Origin of the sequence: Niabella ginsenosidivorans, assembly GCF_001654455.1 — a bacterium.
GTDB classification, from domain to species: Bacteria; Bacteroidota; Bacteroidia; order Chitinophagales; family Chitinophagaceae; genus Niabella; species Niabella ginsenosidivorans.
In genome coordinates this window covers 1,135,885-1,149,171 of the sequence record NZ_CP015772.1, presented here as the reverse complement: position 1 = coordinate 1,149,171, position 13,287 = coordinate 1,135,885, and the positions used below count along the sequence as shown (strand labels likewise).

Annotated in this window: 15 protein-coding genes; 6 read left to right on the top strand and 9 right to left on the bottom strand. The window is 44.5% G+C overall.

What is annotated here, in order from left to right; genetic code table 11:
- Nucleotides 1–285: 285 nt before the first annotated feature.
- From bshB1 to A8C56_RS04720, 3 genes are all read left to right on the top strand, one after another.
- Complete coding sequence (gene bshB1 / locus A8C56_RS04730) at nucleotides 286–1,029, top strand: bacillithiol biosynthesis deacetylase BshB1 (RefSeq protein ID WP_067752730.1); 744 nt, start codon at nucleotides 286–288, stop codon at nucleotides 1,027–1,029.
- Between the two features lie 112 nt (nucleotides 1,030–1,141).
- Entirely contained in the window at nucleotides 1,142–2,230 is a 1,089-nt protein-coding gene (locus A8C56_RS04725; protein ID WP_067761604.1) for a fatty acid desaturase family protein, read from the top strand.
- A 125-nt stretch (nucleotides 2,231–2,355) separates the two neighbouring features.
- Nucleotides 2,356–2,778, top strand: a complete 423-nt coding sequence (locus A8C56_RS04720; RefSeq protein WP_245645763.1) for a VOC family protein — start codon at nucleotides 2,356–2,358, stop codon at nucleotides 2,776–2,778.
- Nucleotides 2,779–3,065: 287 nt separating this feature from the next.
- On the opposite strand, the gene ruvA is transcribed toward A8C56_RS04720, so the two are convergent.
- A complete protein-coding gene (gene ruvA, locus A8C56_RS04715; RefSeq protein WP_067752727.1) occupies nucleotides 3,066–3,653 on the bottom strand; it encodes a Holliday junction branch migration protein RuvA in 588 nt (195 codons plus the stop codon).
- 281 nt (nucleotides 3,654–3,934) lie between these two features.
- Between ruvA and A8C56_RS04710 the strand changes: the two genes are divergently transcribed.
- Nucleotides 3,935–4,936 (top strand): beta-ketoacyl-ACP synthase III, encoded by a 1,002-nt coding sequence (locus A8C56_RS04710; RefSeq protein ID WP_067752725.1) that lies wholly within the window; start codon nucleotides 3,935–3,937, stop codon nucleotides 4,934–4,936.
- 161 nt (nucleotides 4,937–5,097) lie between these two features.
- Here A8C56_RS04710 and A8C56_RS04705 read toward each other — a convergent pair whose 3' ends face one another.
- From A8C56_RS04705 to A8C56_RS04690, 4 genes are all read right to left on the bottom strand, one after another.
- Complete coding sequence (locus A8C56_RS04705; protein ID WP_157097873.1) at nucleotides 5,098–5,511, bottom strand: hypothetical protein; 414 nt, start codon at nucleotides 5,509–5,511, stop codon at nucleotides 5,098–5,100.
- Nucleotides 5,512–6,007: 496 nt separating this feature from the next.
- Nucleotides 6,008–6,547, bottom strand: a complete 540-nt coding sequence (locus A8C56_RS04700; protein ID WP_067752720.1) for a YceI family protein — start codon at nucleotides 6,545–6,547, stop codon at nucleotides 6,008–6,010.
- 33 nt (nucleotides 6,548–6,580) lie between these two features.
- Nucleotides 6,581–6,943 carry a CoA-binding protein gene (locus A8C56_RS04695; RefSeq protein ID WP_067752718.1) on the bottom strand — a complete coding sequence of 121 codons (363 nt, stop codon included), beginning with the start codon at nucleotides 6,941–6,943 and terminating at the stop codon, nucleotides 6,581–6,583.
- Nucleotides 6,944–7,019: 76 nt separating this feature from the next.
- Nucleotides 7,020–8,654, bottom strand: a complete 1,635-nt coding sequence (locus tag A8C56_RS04690; protein WP_067752709.1) for a pyruvate dehydrogenase complex dihydrolipoamide acetyltransferase — start codon at nucleotides 8,652–8,654, stop codon at nucleotides 7,020–7,022.
- Between the two features lie 217 nt (nucleotides 8,655–8,871).
- Here A8C56_RS04690 and A8C56_RS04685 point away from each other — a divergent pair, with 217 nt between their 5' ends.
- Nucleotides 8,872–9,528 carry a hypothetical protein gene (locus A8C56_RS04685; protein ID WP_067752708.1) on the top strand — a complete coding sequence of 219 codons (657 nt, stop codon included), beginning with the start codon at nucleotides 8,872–8,874 and terminating at the stop codon, nucleotides 9,526–9,528.
- Between the two features lie 59 nt (nucleotides 9,529–9,587).
- Here the strand turns inward: A8C56_RS04685 and A8C56_RS04680 are convergent, their stop codons facing one another.
- The 4 genes from A8C56_RS04680 to A8C56_RS04665 form a co-directional block, all read right to left on the bottom strand.
- Nucleotides 9,588–9,896 carry a rhodanese-like domain-containing protein gene (locus tag A8C56_RS04680; RefSeq protein WP_067752705.1) on the bottom strand — a complete coding sequence of 103 codons (309 nt, stop codon included), beginning with the start codon at nucleotides 9,894–9,896 and terminating at the stop codon, nucleotides 9,588–9,590.
- Between the two features lie 26 nt (nucleotides 9,897–9,922).
- Nucleotides 9,923–10,762 (bottom strand): PASTA domain-containing protein, encoded by an 840-nt coding sequence (locus tag A8C56_RS04675; RefSeq protein WP_067752702.1) that lies wholly within the window; start codon nucleotides 10,760–10,762, stop codon nucleotides 9,923–9,925.
- 30 nt (nucleotides 10,763–10,792) lie between these two features.
- Nucleotides 10,793–11,779, bottom strand: a complete 987-nt coding sequence (locus tag A8C56_RS04670; RefSeq protein ID WP_067752699.1) for a D-alanine--D-alanine ligase — start codon at nucleotides 11,777–11,779, stop codon at nucleotides 10,793–10,795.
- A 73-nt stretch (nucleotides 11,780–11,852) separates the two neighbouring features.
- Nucleotides 11,853–12,200 (bottom strand): 4Fe-4S dicluster domain-containing protein, encoded by a 348-nt coding sequence (locus A8C56_RS04665; protein ID WP_067752696.1) that lies wholly within the window; start codon nucleotides 12,198–12,200, stop codon nucleotides 11,853–11,855.
- Between the two features lie 71 nt (nucleotides 12,201–12,271).
- Here A8C56_RS04665 and A8C56_RS04660 point away from each other — a divergent pair, with 71 nt between their 5' ends.
- Entirely contained in the window at nucleotides 12,272–13,279 is a 1,008-nt protein-coding gene (locus tag A8C56_RS04660) for an acyl-CoA reductase (RefSeq protein ID WP_067752694.1), read from the top strand.
- Nucleotides 13,280–13,287: the final 8 nt, after the last annotated feature.

The following is a 13,287-nucleotide window of genomic DNA, read 5'->3' as shown; positions in this document are numbered from 1 at the left end:
AATAAAATAAATAGTCCTGTACAACAGACAGATACATAAACCGGAAAAAATATTTTTTATCACAAAGCGGCACCTCAGAAAGATTCCGGATCAATTATAACAGGCAGTTCATCCTTAATATAAACACGAGCCGGCTAAAAAGCCCCGTTCGCGTATCCGCGGCACTATTCACTGCCGGCCGGCAGGAAAAATAAGCACGCTTCCCATTTCCTATTTCTTTTGTTTCTTTGCACCATTTATGAAATGGATTGATCCGGTTTTTCAGAATAAAACAAAATTGAATACATGAAATTAGACATACTGGCCATTGGTGTTCACCCGGACGATGTGGAGCTTTGCTGTGCGGGAACGCTCTTAAAAGAGATCCGGGCCGGCAAAAAGGCCGGCATCATTGATCTTACCCAGGGAGAACTGGGCACAAGAGGCACTAAAGAAACCCGTTATAAGGAAGCCGCAGATGCTGCAGAGATCATGGGCGTTGCAGTAAGGGAGAATCTTAAAATGCGCGACGGCTTTTTTAAAAATGATGAGAAGCACCAGTTAAAACTCATCAAAACCATCCGCAAATATCAACCGGATATTATACTGGGGAATGTACTGAATGACCGGCACCCGGATCATGGCCGTGCAGGGCATCTGATTAACGACGCCTGTTTTTTATCGGGCCTTTCAAAAATTGAAACGAAAAATGATGACGGTACCCCACAGGAGAAATGGCGCCCTGCTTATTTTTTTCAGTATATGCAGGACTGGTATCATGAGCCCGATTTAATTATTGACATTACAGATGTGGTTGATCTGAAAATGAAAGCCGTGGAGGCCTACCGCACGCAATTTTATACAGACGCTTCCCCTGAAAATAACCAGGAGCCGCAAACCTATATATCCACGCCGGATTTCAGAGAAAGCATCCTTGCAAGAAGCAGGATGATGGGAAAAAGAATTGGTGTGAAGTATGGAGAGGGGCTAATGACCACCAAAGTCATTGGAATGTCAAATTTATCAGGAATTATTCTCAAAGAGACCTGATCAGGCAAACGTTAAAGCCGGCCTCTGAATTTTAAGAGAATTAATACTTCAGACTGGCGCCTTTTAGCTACCTTTGCAAACCAAATATTCAAAAAAAAGTATTTTAATAGTAATGGCATTTCCTAAGTTTGCTGCACCCCCGCCTCCTTCCTTTCATACGGTTCTTAAAAATCGTATTCATGATTACTTTGAAACAAAGGGTGTGCAAAGTACCGGGAACATCCGTCTGTATTCCAAGGCCATATTTTTAGTGCTTGGGTTCCTGACCCTTTATATACACCTGGTGTTTTTTACACCGGCGGCATTCTGGGGCATTGCAGAGTGCCTGTTGCTGGGGCTGTTTACTTCCGCTATTGGTTTTAACATTATGCATGACGGCGCGCATGGTAGTTTCAGCAGCAAACCCTGGGTAAACTCACTGGCAGCATCTTCTTTAAATTTTTTAGGCGCCAATACTTTTATGTGGAAGATGAAGCACAATGTGATCCATCACGCATATACTAATATTGACGGCATTGATGATGACCTGGACGCAAAGCCCTTTTTAAGGCTCTGCGAATCTCAGAAATTCTATAAGATTCATCGTTATCAGCATTTGTATTTTTGGTTAGCTTATTCGTTTTTGTATCTGTTCTGGATCTTTTTTTCTGACTATAAGAAATACTTTTCCGGGAAAGTGGGCGATATTCCTTTAAAGAAAATGAAAACCAAAGATCATCTGATTTTCTGGGGCTTTAAAGTGCTGCATGTATTCTTATTTATTGTATTGCCCATTTACAAAGTGGGGTTTGAATCCTGGGGGATCGGTTTTCTTATCTATACCCTTTTTGCAGGTTTTGTTCTCAGTGTTGTATTTCAACTGGCCCATACGGTAGAAGATACCCATTTCCCTGTTGTAAACACACAGAACAACAAAATAGACGACGAATGGGCCATTCACCAGTTGAAGACCACGGCTAATTTTGCCACTAAAAACAGACTGGCCTGCTGGTTTATGGGAGGACTGAACTTTCAGGTAGAACATCACCTCTTTCCAAAAATTTCGCATATCCATTATCCTAAGATCAATAAGATCATCAAAAGCACCTGTAAAGAGTTCAATGTAAGCTATATTGAGTTTCCCAAAGTGCTTTCCGCCTTTACCTCTCATGTTTCATATCTAAGACAATTGAGCAGCCCGCATCCGCACCTGGCCCATTAGGAGCAGGCCCGCAAAAAAATTATTGGTCTTCCTCCTGGAAAAATCAATACTTTTAAGGCCACTAAATGATGTTCAATGCCATGAAAAGGGTTTCCTTCTTATTTATTTTGATTTTATTATCGGTCATGAGCACAAATGCGCAGGAAAAAAAGAACGCCGCCATTGTAGCCAATCACCAGGCTATTTGCGTGGTTGATCTGAAGCGATCTGCAGATTTCTATTCCCGTATCATCGGCTTACAACAGGTTGATGAGCCGTTTAAAGTGGGAAGACATGCCTGGTTTCAAACAGGCCCCAAAACCACGCTTCACATTATTCTGGGCGCTGATCAGCCCCGGGAGTATTTCAAGAACAATCACATGTGCTTTAGTGTACCTTCCCTGGAAGATTTTATTGCCAGGCTTGATCGCAACAAAATCCACTATGAAGATGTAAACGGAAAAGCATCGGCAATTACCATACGTGTGGATGGCGTAAAGCAGATATGGTTGCAGGATCCTGATCATTACTGGATCGAGATCAATAATGATCCCTCTGCGTTTCAATAACAGTAATCAGTTTTCAGTTATCAGTCCGAACCTTCGGGGTCAGTTACTGCTGCCCTGATCTCCTGTGCAATATAGATCATGGGCTATTGATCATCGGCCATTCACATTCCCCGTTAAAAATTTTTCATTCCTTATTCTACATTGCCTCCTTCCTTATTCCTTATTTAAAATTCCTTATTGCTTATTTTAATGATCAGTTTTCAGTCCCGGATTCCAATGGCTATTAGAATGAATAATCAGATGCACCACGCATCATTGAATAGGGTATGCAGCGTCAGCCCGCCATCTCAAAGCGCCTTCAGCGCTTTTTTGATCAATTGCTCTAAAGCAATATCCGGTTCCTGGGTAGCGATCTTCTGTATAGCCTGTTCTGCCTGGCTCCTGTTAATACCCAGCGATTGCAGGGCGCTTAATGCATCCTGTTTTAATGTGGATCCGGCATCTTTCAGTGGTTCAAGGCCCGTATCCGGCATTACTTTACCCAGCTTATCTTTTAGCTCCAGTACAGCCCTTTCTGCGGTTTTTTTACCAATGCCTCTGATCCGTTCCAACGACTTTGCATCGCCTCTTGTTATTGCCGCCACAATCTCATCCGGTTTCATATAGGAAAGTATCAGCCGTGCTGTGCCGGCGCCGATCCCGGAAACGCTGATCAGCCCCAGAAAGATCTCCTTTTCTTTTGCTTCAGCAAATCCGTAAAGCAGCTGGGCATCTTCACGCACCAGCAGGTGCACAAATAATAATCCCTCACTTTTATGCTCTATGCTGGAATAAGTATTCAGACTGATGTTGACCTCATACCCTACCCCATGAACATCAACAATTACTGAAGATGGAGTTTTATGAGCAAAGCTCCCTTTTAAATAAGCGTACATTCCGCGAATTTACTATTTTCTGCAATGGGTACGGCATGCTGTTAACAGTACCTGATTATACATTTAACGGGCCCGCCGGCAGGTCAACCCCGGTATCCAGAGCACTATAGTACTGCCCTGCAGTTGTTTTAAAAGTAACTGAGTTTATCGTATTGAGTGAATGTTTTCCCTGCAGGCACATACCCTGCCACAAACAATGCCTCAACGCCCCGCACTGTTACAGACAATTGTTACAAGTTAAAATTTATCCCCTAACTTTGGCCCCAAATTTTTTTTAGCAGATGAGCAATAAGATTACTGCAGCTATTACTGCCGTTGGCGGATACGTCCCTGAAGACAAACTGACCAATAAGGACCTGGAAAAAATGGTGGACACTACTGATGAGTGGATACGCACCAGGACCGGTATTGAAGAGCGCAGGATATTGAAGGGAGAAGGAAAGGGAATATCTGAAATGATTGTACCTGCAGTAAAGCAATTGCTGGAAAAACGCGGCATAACGCCGGAGGAGATCGACTGCCTGATCGTAGCAACAGTAACCCCCGATATGGTTTTCCCTGCCACCGCAAATATTGTATGCGATAAAATAGGCGCTGCCAACGCATGGGGGTTTGACGTATCAGCCGCCTGCTCCGGCTTTCTTTATACCTTAACCCTGGGTGCCGGTCTCATTGAAAGCGGCCGCTATAAAAAAGTAGTAGTGGTGGGAGCAGATAAAATGAGCGCAATCATTGATTATACAGACCGTGCCACGTGCATTATTTTTGGAGATGGAGCAGGTGCCGTATTACTGGAGCCCGCCGAAAACGGGGCAGGCATTAAGGACAGTCTTTTAAGAAGTGACGGAAGCGGTGCCCAATACCTGAGGATGAAGGCCGGCGGGTCCATGTACCCTGCTACTGCAGAAACTGTTGCCTCAAGAGAACATTATGCCTACCAGGAGGGTAAAACCGTTTTCAAATTTGCGGTGAAGGGTATGGCAGATGTGAGCGCGGAGCTGCTGGAAAGAAACAACCTGACCGGTGACGATATTAAGTGGCTGGTGCCGCATCAGGCCAACCTAAGGATCATTGATGCAACGGCTGAGCGCATCGGCCTGCCAAGAGAAAAAGTAATGATCAATATCCAACGCTATGGTAACACCACGGCCGCAACCATCCCGCTGTGCCTGTGGGAGTGGGAAAACCAGTTAAAGAAGGGTGACAAACTGGTGCTGGCAGCCTTTGGCGGGGGCTTTACCTGGGGAGCTACCCTGGTAGAATGGGCATACGATCCAAAATAAATCATTTATTGAATAAACGGGCTCTCCGGAACACAGGTACTTTTGATATTGTATCCGTTTTTGCTGGGTAATAATATCATTTAGATTGCATCAGGTGAAGGTATGTCAGGAGCCTGAAGAAGGGTAAGATTACAATTGCATCAGGGTTCGTCAGGCTGTTACTAAAAAGTGTTGGAAGTTGTTGGAAATGCATCTACATAAGGAACGTCATTCCGGATGGAACGGAGCGGAATGAGCGAAGGAATCTCCCTTATAACACAGATCCCCCGGCTTCTCCTGCTATCGTGGGATGCGCTGCCAATGACAGATGTGTTATTGTTTTGAAAATCAATCTTTCTTTTTGTCATGCCGTTCCGATAGTTCGGAATTGTTTCGGCATCTATTGATCGCTCACCTGGACCCTGAAATACCCCGAGCATTCGGGGCAGGGTGACTACAAGCGTGTTTGTCATCGCCTCATTGATCAGGCGCCCTATAAAAAACTCGGGGTGATCGTGTTCTTTTAATGTCCAAATGGTATAATATAACAGGTATTCCGGTAAATGACTGTCCTGTGGACACAAATATTGCTTCAAAACGATATTTGCAGGCAGCACCGTACCGGCGGATAACCTGAAACGGCGGTAATTGATGTCACGCCACGCTGCGGCTCTGTGATTGTTTTGTCTGGATCTATAAAATAGTACCGGTGCGCTGCACCTTCAATGATGTGTCATTCAGAAAGCATAGCTGCGGAGCAGCCAAATATGCATAGCAGCAAACAACAATATTCTCAAAAGACGCATAGCGCCGCAATATTAAAAATTGGGTTGGAAGGCTGCAACCAATGACCGGAGGCAATGTTCTTATGGAATTGAAAACCTAATGCTTGTATTATCTGAATTATTTTTAGGGTAAGGCCCACACGATAAGATAAATGAGGAAGGCTGTTTAAAATCTGTTCTGCACTTTCAATGCTATCCCACGAACACTCCCTCTCAGCCGGTCAACCGTGTTTTACACAAACAGGCGGAAGAAAAAAACAAAACAAATACAGCAGGGCCTGCATACTATGCAGCCACCATTACTACCCTATTTTTTAGCTGTTACAGAAAGCACTACATTTACCTTATCACTCATTGTCATGCTATTGCCACCGATCTTATAGTCCTGCCGGATCAGGGAAAATCCACCAGTGAACTGATAACCACCCGCCACCGGCTTTGCAATAAAATCAAACTTTATCTCCTTTGAAATACCATGCATGGTTAAAACAGCTTCTGCATAATACGTATCACCGGATTTGTGTAATATTCTTTTTGACTGAAGGCGGATCTCCGGATATTTTGCGGCATCAAAAAAATCGGAGCCTTTCAGGTGATGATCTCTTTTTTCAATACCTGTATTGATGGTGTTTACATCTACAGTTACATCAAAATTACTTTTACCCGCATTGGATGGATCTATCTGGATCGTTCCCTTTAGCCCCTTCAATGTTCCGTTTACGTCCATTCCCATATTCTTTATCACAAAAGCGACCTTACTTTCGGCATCCACCGGTTTCAGCACCTGCGCCGACAGGTTTATTTGTGTAAACAATAAGGCACAGAAGGCAAGAATTATCTTCTTCATAAATCAATTATTTAAAAGTTTCAACTGGTTTTATTAAAACTGGTTGGTGGAAAGCAATACCAGGGTACAGGCCTCAACAGGTTCAATGCCCTGTTCTTTCGCCTTCTGCGCCAGTTCCGGATTTTCTGCCCCGGGGTTAAAAATGATCCTTTTGGGATGCAGGTCTAAAATATAATCCTCATATTGTTTCTGATGCTCACGGTTCAGGTAAAGAGTAACCGTATCTACAGCCTGTTCTTCCATCTTTTTATTATGAACCGGCACGTCTTCTATCCGCCCTTCTTTTTTACCGATGGCTATAACCTCATGCTGATGCGCACGCAACCGCTTTACCGCCATATTGCTGTAACGCGCAGGGTTTTCAGATGCTCCCAATACTATTGTTTTTTTACCCATTTTAATAGCCCCTTATAATAGAACAGGCTGCTCCTTAAAAGGTTGCAGCCTGTAGATTCCTTTTTATTTTTATAGCTTAAACCAGCATTCTTAAAGGCTCTTCCAGCAGCTCTTTGAGCGTTTGCAGGAAGGCTGCCCCTTTGGCGCCATCTACCACCCGGTGATCGCAGCTTAAAGTAACTTTCATTATATTTCCGGGAACAACTGCCCCGTTCTTTACAACAGGTACCTGTGCAATACCGCCAATGGCCAGGATACAGGCATCCGGAGGATTAATAATTGCCGTAAACTCATCTATCCCAAACATACCCAGGTTGGAAATGGTGAAGGTGTTACCTTCCCAATCCGATGGCTGTAATTTTTTGTCTTTTGCTTTTTTGGCAAACTCTTTTACCTCTACAGCAATTTGCGACAGTGACTTTGTATCAGCAAAGCGCACCACCGGCACTAACAAACCTTCTTCCACAGCTACGGCCACACCAATATTGATGTGATGGTTGGTACGAATTTTATCGCCCAGCCAACTGCTGTTAATGGCAGGATGTTTTTTTAACGCAATGGCGCAGGCTTTTAAAACAAAATCATTAAAAGATATTTTTACAGGGCTGGTCTCATTGATCCGGGCGCGGCTGGCTACAGCGTTATCCATGTCAATTTGCATAGTCAGGTAGAAATGCGGGGCAGTGAATTTGCTTTCCGCCAAACGCTTTGCAATTACTTTACGCATCTGGGAAACCGGTACATCCTCAAAGCTCACCTGTCCGGCAGGGGCGGCAGCTATTTCGGGCTGGGCCGGTGCCGCGGCACCAGGTTTGTAATTGTCAATATCCGATTTTATAATACGCCCGTTATCACCGCTTCCCTGCACCTGGCTGAGATCAATTCCTTTTTCAGCCGCCAGTTTTTTTGCCAGAGGAGAGGCTTTGATGCGCCCGTCCGCAGAAGAAGCGGACTGTGCCGCCGCCGGCTGTTCTGCTGCGGGAGCAGTTGTTTCCTGTGCTGCAGGTGCTGCTTCGCTTCCGGCATCGGCGGTTGCCGGTGCAGCCCCGCCGCCTTTTACGGCCGCTACGATTGCATCAACATCCACTTTTGAAGGGTCCCCTATGATGCAAAGCAGGTCGTTCACCTGTATTTTTTCGCCTTTCTTTGCGCCCTGGTATAATAAGGTTCCGTTTTTATAGCTTTCCAGCTCCATGGTGGCCTTATCTGTTTCAATTTCCGCCAGCAGATCCCCTTTTTTAACAGCATCTCCCACATTTTTAGCCCAACTGGCAATCACACCTTCAGTCATGGTATCGCTCAGGCGGGGCATCAGCACTACTTCTTCCATCCCGGAAACATCAGCAGAAGGCTTTTTTTCAGCTTTGGGGGCCTCCTGTTGAGGAGCTGCCGCCTCCTTTTGGGTTTCTGGTTTTGAGGCAGCTTCTTTTGAAGAAGCTCCGTTTCCGCCAACAAGACCTGAAATATCTTCCCCGGCTTCACCCACAATGGCTAAAAGGTCATCCACCTGCAATTTAGAGCCCTTGGGAGCGCCCAGGTATAAAATAACACCGTCTTTATAGCTTTCCAGCTCCATGGTTGCTTTATCCGTTTCGATCTCTGCCAACAGGTCGCCTTTTTTAACAGGATCACCCACTTTTTTATGCCAGTCTGCAATCACCCCTTCAGTCATGGTATCACTCAAACGGGGCATTAATATCTTCTCAGCCATTACCTATTTTATTTTCGCCGAAATTAAGGTAAATTGATGAAATATGAAGTAAAACATCACCAGGATTTAATGAACAGACAGAGCGGAAGCCCTGCGAATAATTGTATTTTTGTCTTTTAAAACAACACCTGTAAATATTTGGGCTTAAACCGGTTTTCAATTTTCTGTACGCAACTGTTTAGGCAGGGTATGCGTCTAAACCTCATAATTGACTGAGATGAAAAAAATAGGATTCACATTATTACTGGGCGGGATACTGAGCATAGCTGTTTGGGGGCAAAAAAAACTAACTGAGGGCACGATTTATTATGATGTGGTGATCAATACCAATAATGATAAGCCTTCGGCTGCTGCAATGATGGACGGGGCCACCAATGTGGTTTATCTGAAGGGAAATTCCAGCCGTTCGGATCTGATCAGCTCCCTGGGCACACAGTCTACCATTATTGACGGGAAAACAGGCGCTGTTACCATTCTGAAAGATTATGGTGACCAGAAATATATGATCAACCTTACGGCCAATGACTGGAAGAACAGGAATAAGAAGTACGACAACGTTACATATACAATTGAGAATGAATTTAAAACAATAGCCACTTATAATTGCCAGAAGGCTATTGGCAAGCTGAGTGACGGTACTACCTTTACAGTTTATTTTACAAAGGACCTTGTACCTGTCAACAATGAGTTCCAGTATATCAATAAGAACCTTCCCGGGCTTGCAATGGAATATGAAGCGGCACAGGGAAGCACCAAGGTGATCTATACCGTTTCCTCTATTGATTTCGGAGCGGTTCCCATGTCCAAATTCGATTTGCCCGAGTCCGGCTACCGCGTTGTCCCCTACACAGGCGAAAACAAAAAAGAAGAATAGCTGCATAAAAAAAGTGCCTCTGTTGAACAGGCACTTTTTTATTACCGATCTGCGGTTTTTTAATGATCAAAAGCTTCCTGCCATGCCAGAACCCCGCCTTCCACATTTACCGTATTTTTAAAGCCCATTGATTCCAGCAACTGGCAGGCCATTGCGCTTCTCTTTCCGCTACGGCAATGAATAAATAATTCCTCTTCTTTCAGCGGCTCCAGCTCATCTATTTCCATATTCTGGATCTTCCCCAGCGGAATGAGCCGGGCGCCGATATTATATTCTTCATATTCAGCAGGTTCCCGTACATCAATCAGATGAACCGGCTCACCGCTGTCGATCTTTTTCTTTAATTCTTCAACCGTTATTGTATTCATAATTTTAAAGTTAAAGTTTTTATTTATTACTGCTGTTCTTTTTCCTGAAGGGAATCTTTAAGCTGCCCGTTGTTTGAAGCACCCGTTGAGTCTACTACCGGCCGTTCCACGCTTAACCATACATCAATGATCTGACCGGGCCTGATCGACTTCCGGCTGCCATCTATATCAAACCGGTCCGGGCTTTGTTTATAAACAAAGGCGCCGCTTGTATCTGTAACCCCGCCGGAAATGATCACGGAACCTAACCCGATCCCTTTATCGCTCAGCACTGTCTTGGCCTCTGCATAGGTAAGGCCGATGAGGTTGGGCACAGCCACCGAGCTGCCTAAACCATTGCCGATAACAAGGTCGATCTTTGAACCAACGCGGATCTTGGCGCCCGGCTGAATATCTACACCGTTATATAATTGCTGCAGCACGGAGTTCTTGGCAAAGTCCGGCCTGAACGTGGTATCGCCCAACTTTAGCCCCAGGTTCTGCAAGGTCAGTTCTGCGCTTCTTAAACTGTACCCCACAATATTGGGCATTTCAACCAGGGGGGGAATAGCACGGTTCACGGTTAAGTAAACAGTTCTGTTTGATTTTACCACTTCGTATTCATCCGGCACCTGGCGCACTATCTGCAACGGCTTCAGACTGTCGATAAAAACGCTGTCCTGCACTTCAACGGTAAACCCGGCGTCGCTCAGGATCTTTTCAGCCTGCGGCAATGTTTTTCCAAGAACCGGTGGCACTGTTTTGGAGTCATTATGATTGGTCAGCCATCCCAGCGAAAGGATCACCAGGCAAAACACGGCTAATGCCAGAATAACACCAGCCAGTATATTTACCCACAGTGGCCTGCTCGTAATAAATTTAAACATTCCTTAAATTATATTTGGTAAATATAGTATTTAAGAAAAACATTCTTCTATCAGCAGGGAATAAAAATCTGTAAGATGGCCCCCGGCGGCGGCTACCTGCTGAGGTACAATGCTTGCGGCGCTCTGACCGGGTATGGTATTGACTTCAAGCATAAAAGGGCGGCCTTCTGCCTCGTTATAAATAAAATCAATCCTTATGACGCCCCTGCAATTGAACACCTCATATACTTTTTTTGCAGCAGCACGCACCTTTTCTGCAATAGCTTCGTCTACTACTGCCGGCGTTATTTCTGAGGATTTCCCTTCATATTTTGCTTCAAAATCAAAAAACACCTTGTCATCATGCGCCTTTACTTCGGTAAACGGCAGCACAATGATCTGGCCTTTAGATTTGTATACCCCAACCGTAAATTCACGGCCGGTGATCATCTCTTCCACTAGTACCTGGCTGTCTTCTTTAAATGCTTTTTCAATAGCGGGCTGCAGCTCCTCTGCCTTCAATACCTTGCTCATACCAATGCTGGAGCCGCCGTTATTGGGCTTTACAAACAGGGGAAGCCTTAGTTGTTCCAGGATCTCAGCCGGTGCTACCGGTGTATGTGCCTGTAAATGCATGGACGCCGCCACCCCGATGCCTGCCATCTTTGCCACGGCAACGGCATACCGTTTGTTGAACGTGATTGCAGAAGTAGTGGCATCACAGCCGGTATAAGGGATCCCCAGCATATCAAAATATCCCTGTAATTTTCCATCCTCGCCCGGTGTACCATGCATGCCGATCAACGCCGCATCAAAGGTTATTTTTTTTCCATCTTTAATAATACTGAAATCATTTTTATCCACGGGTATCTTCTTCCCTGCATTGTTGGTATAAAACCAGCCGTCCTTATTTACGTCAATAATATAAACATTATACTGCTCCCTGCTGAGGTTTTTATCAATCGTTGCTGCGCTTTTGTAGGAAATAACGGATTCTCCGGAAAAACCGCCGGTTACCAATGCAATATTCTTCTTCATATCTGTTTATTTGTGGTAAAAAAAAGGCTTCACTGCCAATGGCAGAAAGCCTGTATTTAACATCTGCTGATCATTAAAGGTGTAACCGTTCTTTCTTTGCCAGTAATTCCTCCACTGTTTCCTGGTACATTTCATCCGGCACACAGCAGTCAACCGGGCAAACAGATGCGCATTGGGGCTCTTCATGAAACCCCTGGCATTCTGTGCATTTATCAGGAACTATATAATAAGTATCATCGCTGATAGGGGGGTTTTTATAATGAGCATCTACTATGCTACCATTAAAAAGCTTATATTCGCCGGTTACCGAGTTACCATCAGAGATTGTCCATTCCACACCGCCTTCATAAATTGCATTGTTGGGACATTCAGGTTCACAGGCGCCGCAGTTGATACACTCTTCTGTTATTTTTATAGCCATATCTGAAAAAATTATTATTTACTTGAAAGTTCTCTCTAATCTTTTATTTTGTGCAAAATTAATCATTGCTAATGACATTATCACAACGTATTGCATTATTGGTGAAATTGGGCAGTTATATGCAAACGAATGATGCAGCATGGACGGCGGCAAAAGAACAGGCCTTTAAAAAGAACGGCTGGTTTCTTCCGGAATTCATTGACCGGGCGGTTACAAATATAGCCACCCGCTTTTTGCAGGAGCCTGTTTTAAAAAAATGGGTACGTTCCTATCCTGCGCTTGGTGAGCAGCAGAACAACCCCAGGCTTGTAGGGCTTGTGATGGCAGGTAATATTCCTTTGGTGGGGTTCCATGACCTGTTGTGCATTTTTATCAGTGGCAATAAAAGCCTTATAAAGGCATCTTCAAAAGATGAAATACTGATCGCCCATCTTGTAAAAAAAATGATTGAATGGGCGCCCGAAACAGAACAGCTCATTTCCTTTGCACCCCTGTTAAAAGGATGCGATGCCTATATAGCAACAGGCAGCGACAATACAGCGGGGTACTTTGAATATTACTTTTCAAAATATCCCAGCCTGATCCGGCGTAACCGTACATCGGCAGCAGTTTTAACCGGCAAGGAAACCGATGAGGAATTAAATGCGCTGGCAGATGATGTACATCTGTATTTTGGAATGGGATGCAGGAACGTTACCAAAATTTTTGTACCGGAACAATATGATTTTGAACACCTGCTTGCTGTTTTTAAAAAATATGACTATTTGTCGGACGTGCATAAATACAAAAACAATTATGACTATAACCTGGCCCTGTACATACTTAACAAACGGTACTATATGAGCACTGCGGCGATCCTGCTGGTAGAAGACCCTTCCCTGTTCTCACCGGTCAGCCAGCTTAATTACGGGTATTATGAAAACAGGTCGAATCTTGTAGGGGAACTGGTAAACAATCCTTCGGTACAGTGCATTGTAGGATCAGGTTATATGCCTTTTGGCACAGCCCAGAGTCCGGCTATAGATCAGTATGCAGATGGTGAGGATACCCTGAAATTTTTACTCTCCCTGCAACAATAATAAACGCT

Excerpts from the sequence above, each read along its gene's own strand:
- bshB1 (WP_067752730.1), top strand. The coding sequence starts at position 286 with ATGAAATTAGACATACTGGCCATTGGTGTTCACCCGGACGATGTGGAG.
- A8C56_RS04725 (WP_067761604.1), top strand. The coding sequence starts at position 1,142 with ATGGCATTTCCTAAGTTTGCTGCACCCCCGCCTCCTTCCTTTCATACG.
- A8C56_RS04720 (WP_245645763.1), top strand. The coding sequence starts at position 2,356 with ATGAGCACAAATGCGCAGGAAAAAAAGAACGCCGCCATTGTAGCCAAT.
- ruvA (WP_067752727.1), bottom strand. The coding sequence starts at position 3,653 with ATGTACGCTTATTTAAAAGGGAGCTTTGCTCATAAAACTCCATCTTCA.
- A8C56_RS04710 (WP_067752725.1), top strand. The coding sequence starts at position 3,935 with ATGAGCAATAAGATTACTGCAGCTATTACTGCCGTTGGCGGATACGTC.
- A8C56_RS04700 (WP_067752720.1), bottom strand. The coding sequence starts at position 6,547 with ATGAAGAAGATAATTCTTGCCTTCTGTGCCTTATTGTTTACACAAATA.
- A8C56_RS04695 (WP_067752718.1), bottom strand. The coding sequence starts at position 6,943 with ATGGGTAAAAAAACAATAGTATTGGGAGCATCTGAAAACCCTGCGCGT.
- A8C56_RS04690 (WP_067752709.1), bottom strand. The coding sequence starts at position 8,654 with ATGGCTGAGAAGATATTAATGCCCCGTTTGAGTGATACCATGACTGAA.
- A8C56_RS04685 (WP_067752708.1), top strand. The coding sequence starts at position 8,872 with ATGAAAAAAATAGGATTCACATTATTACTGGGCGGGATACTGAGCATA.
- A8C56_RS04680 (WP_067752705.1), bottom strand. The coding sequence starts at position 9,896 with ATGAATACAATAACGGTTGAAGAATTAAAGAAAAAGATCGACAGCGGT.
- A8C56_RS04675 (WP_067752702.1), bottom strand. The coding sequence starts at position 10,762 with ATGTTTAAATTTATTACGAGCAGGCCACTGTGGGTAAATATACTGGCT.
- A8C56_RS04670 (WP_067752699.1), bottom strand. The coding sequence starts at position 11,779 with ATGAAGAAGAATATTGCATTGGTAACCGGCGGTTTTTCCGGAGAATCC.
- A8C56_RS04665 (WP_067752696.1), bottom strand. The coding sequence starts at position 12,200 with ATGGCTATAAAAATAACAGAAGAGTGTATCAACTGCGGCGCCTGTGAA.
- A8C56_RS04660 (WP_067752694.1), top strand. The coding sequence starts at position 12,272 with ATGACATTATCACAACGTATTGCATTATTGGTGAAATTGGGCAGTTAT.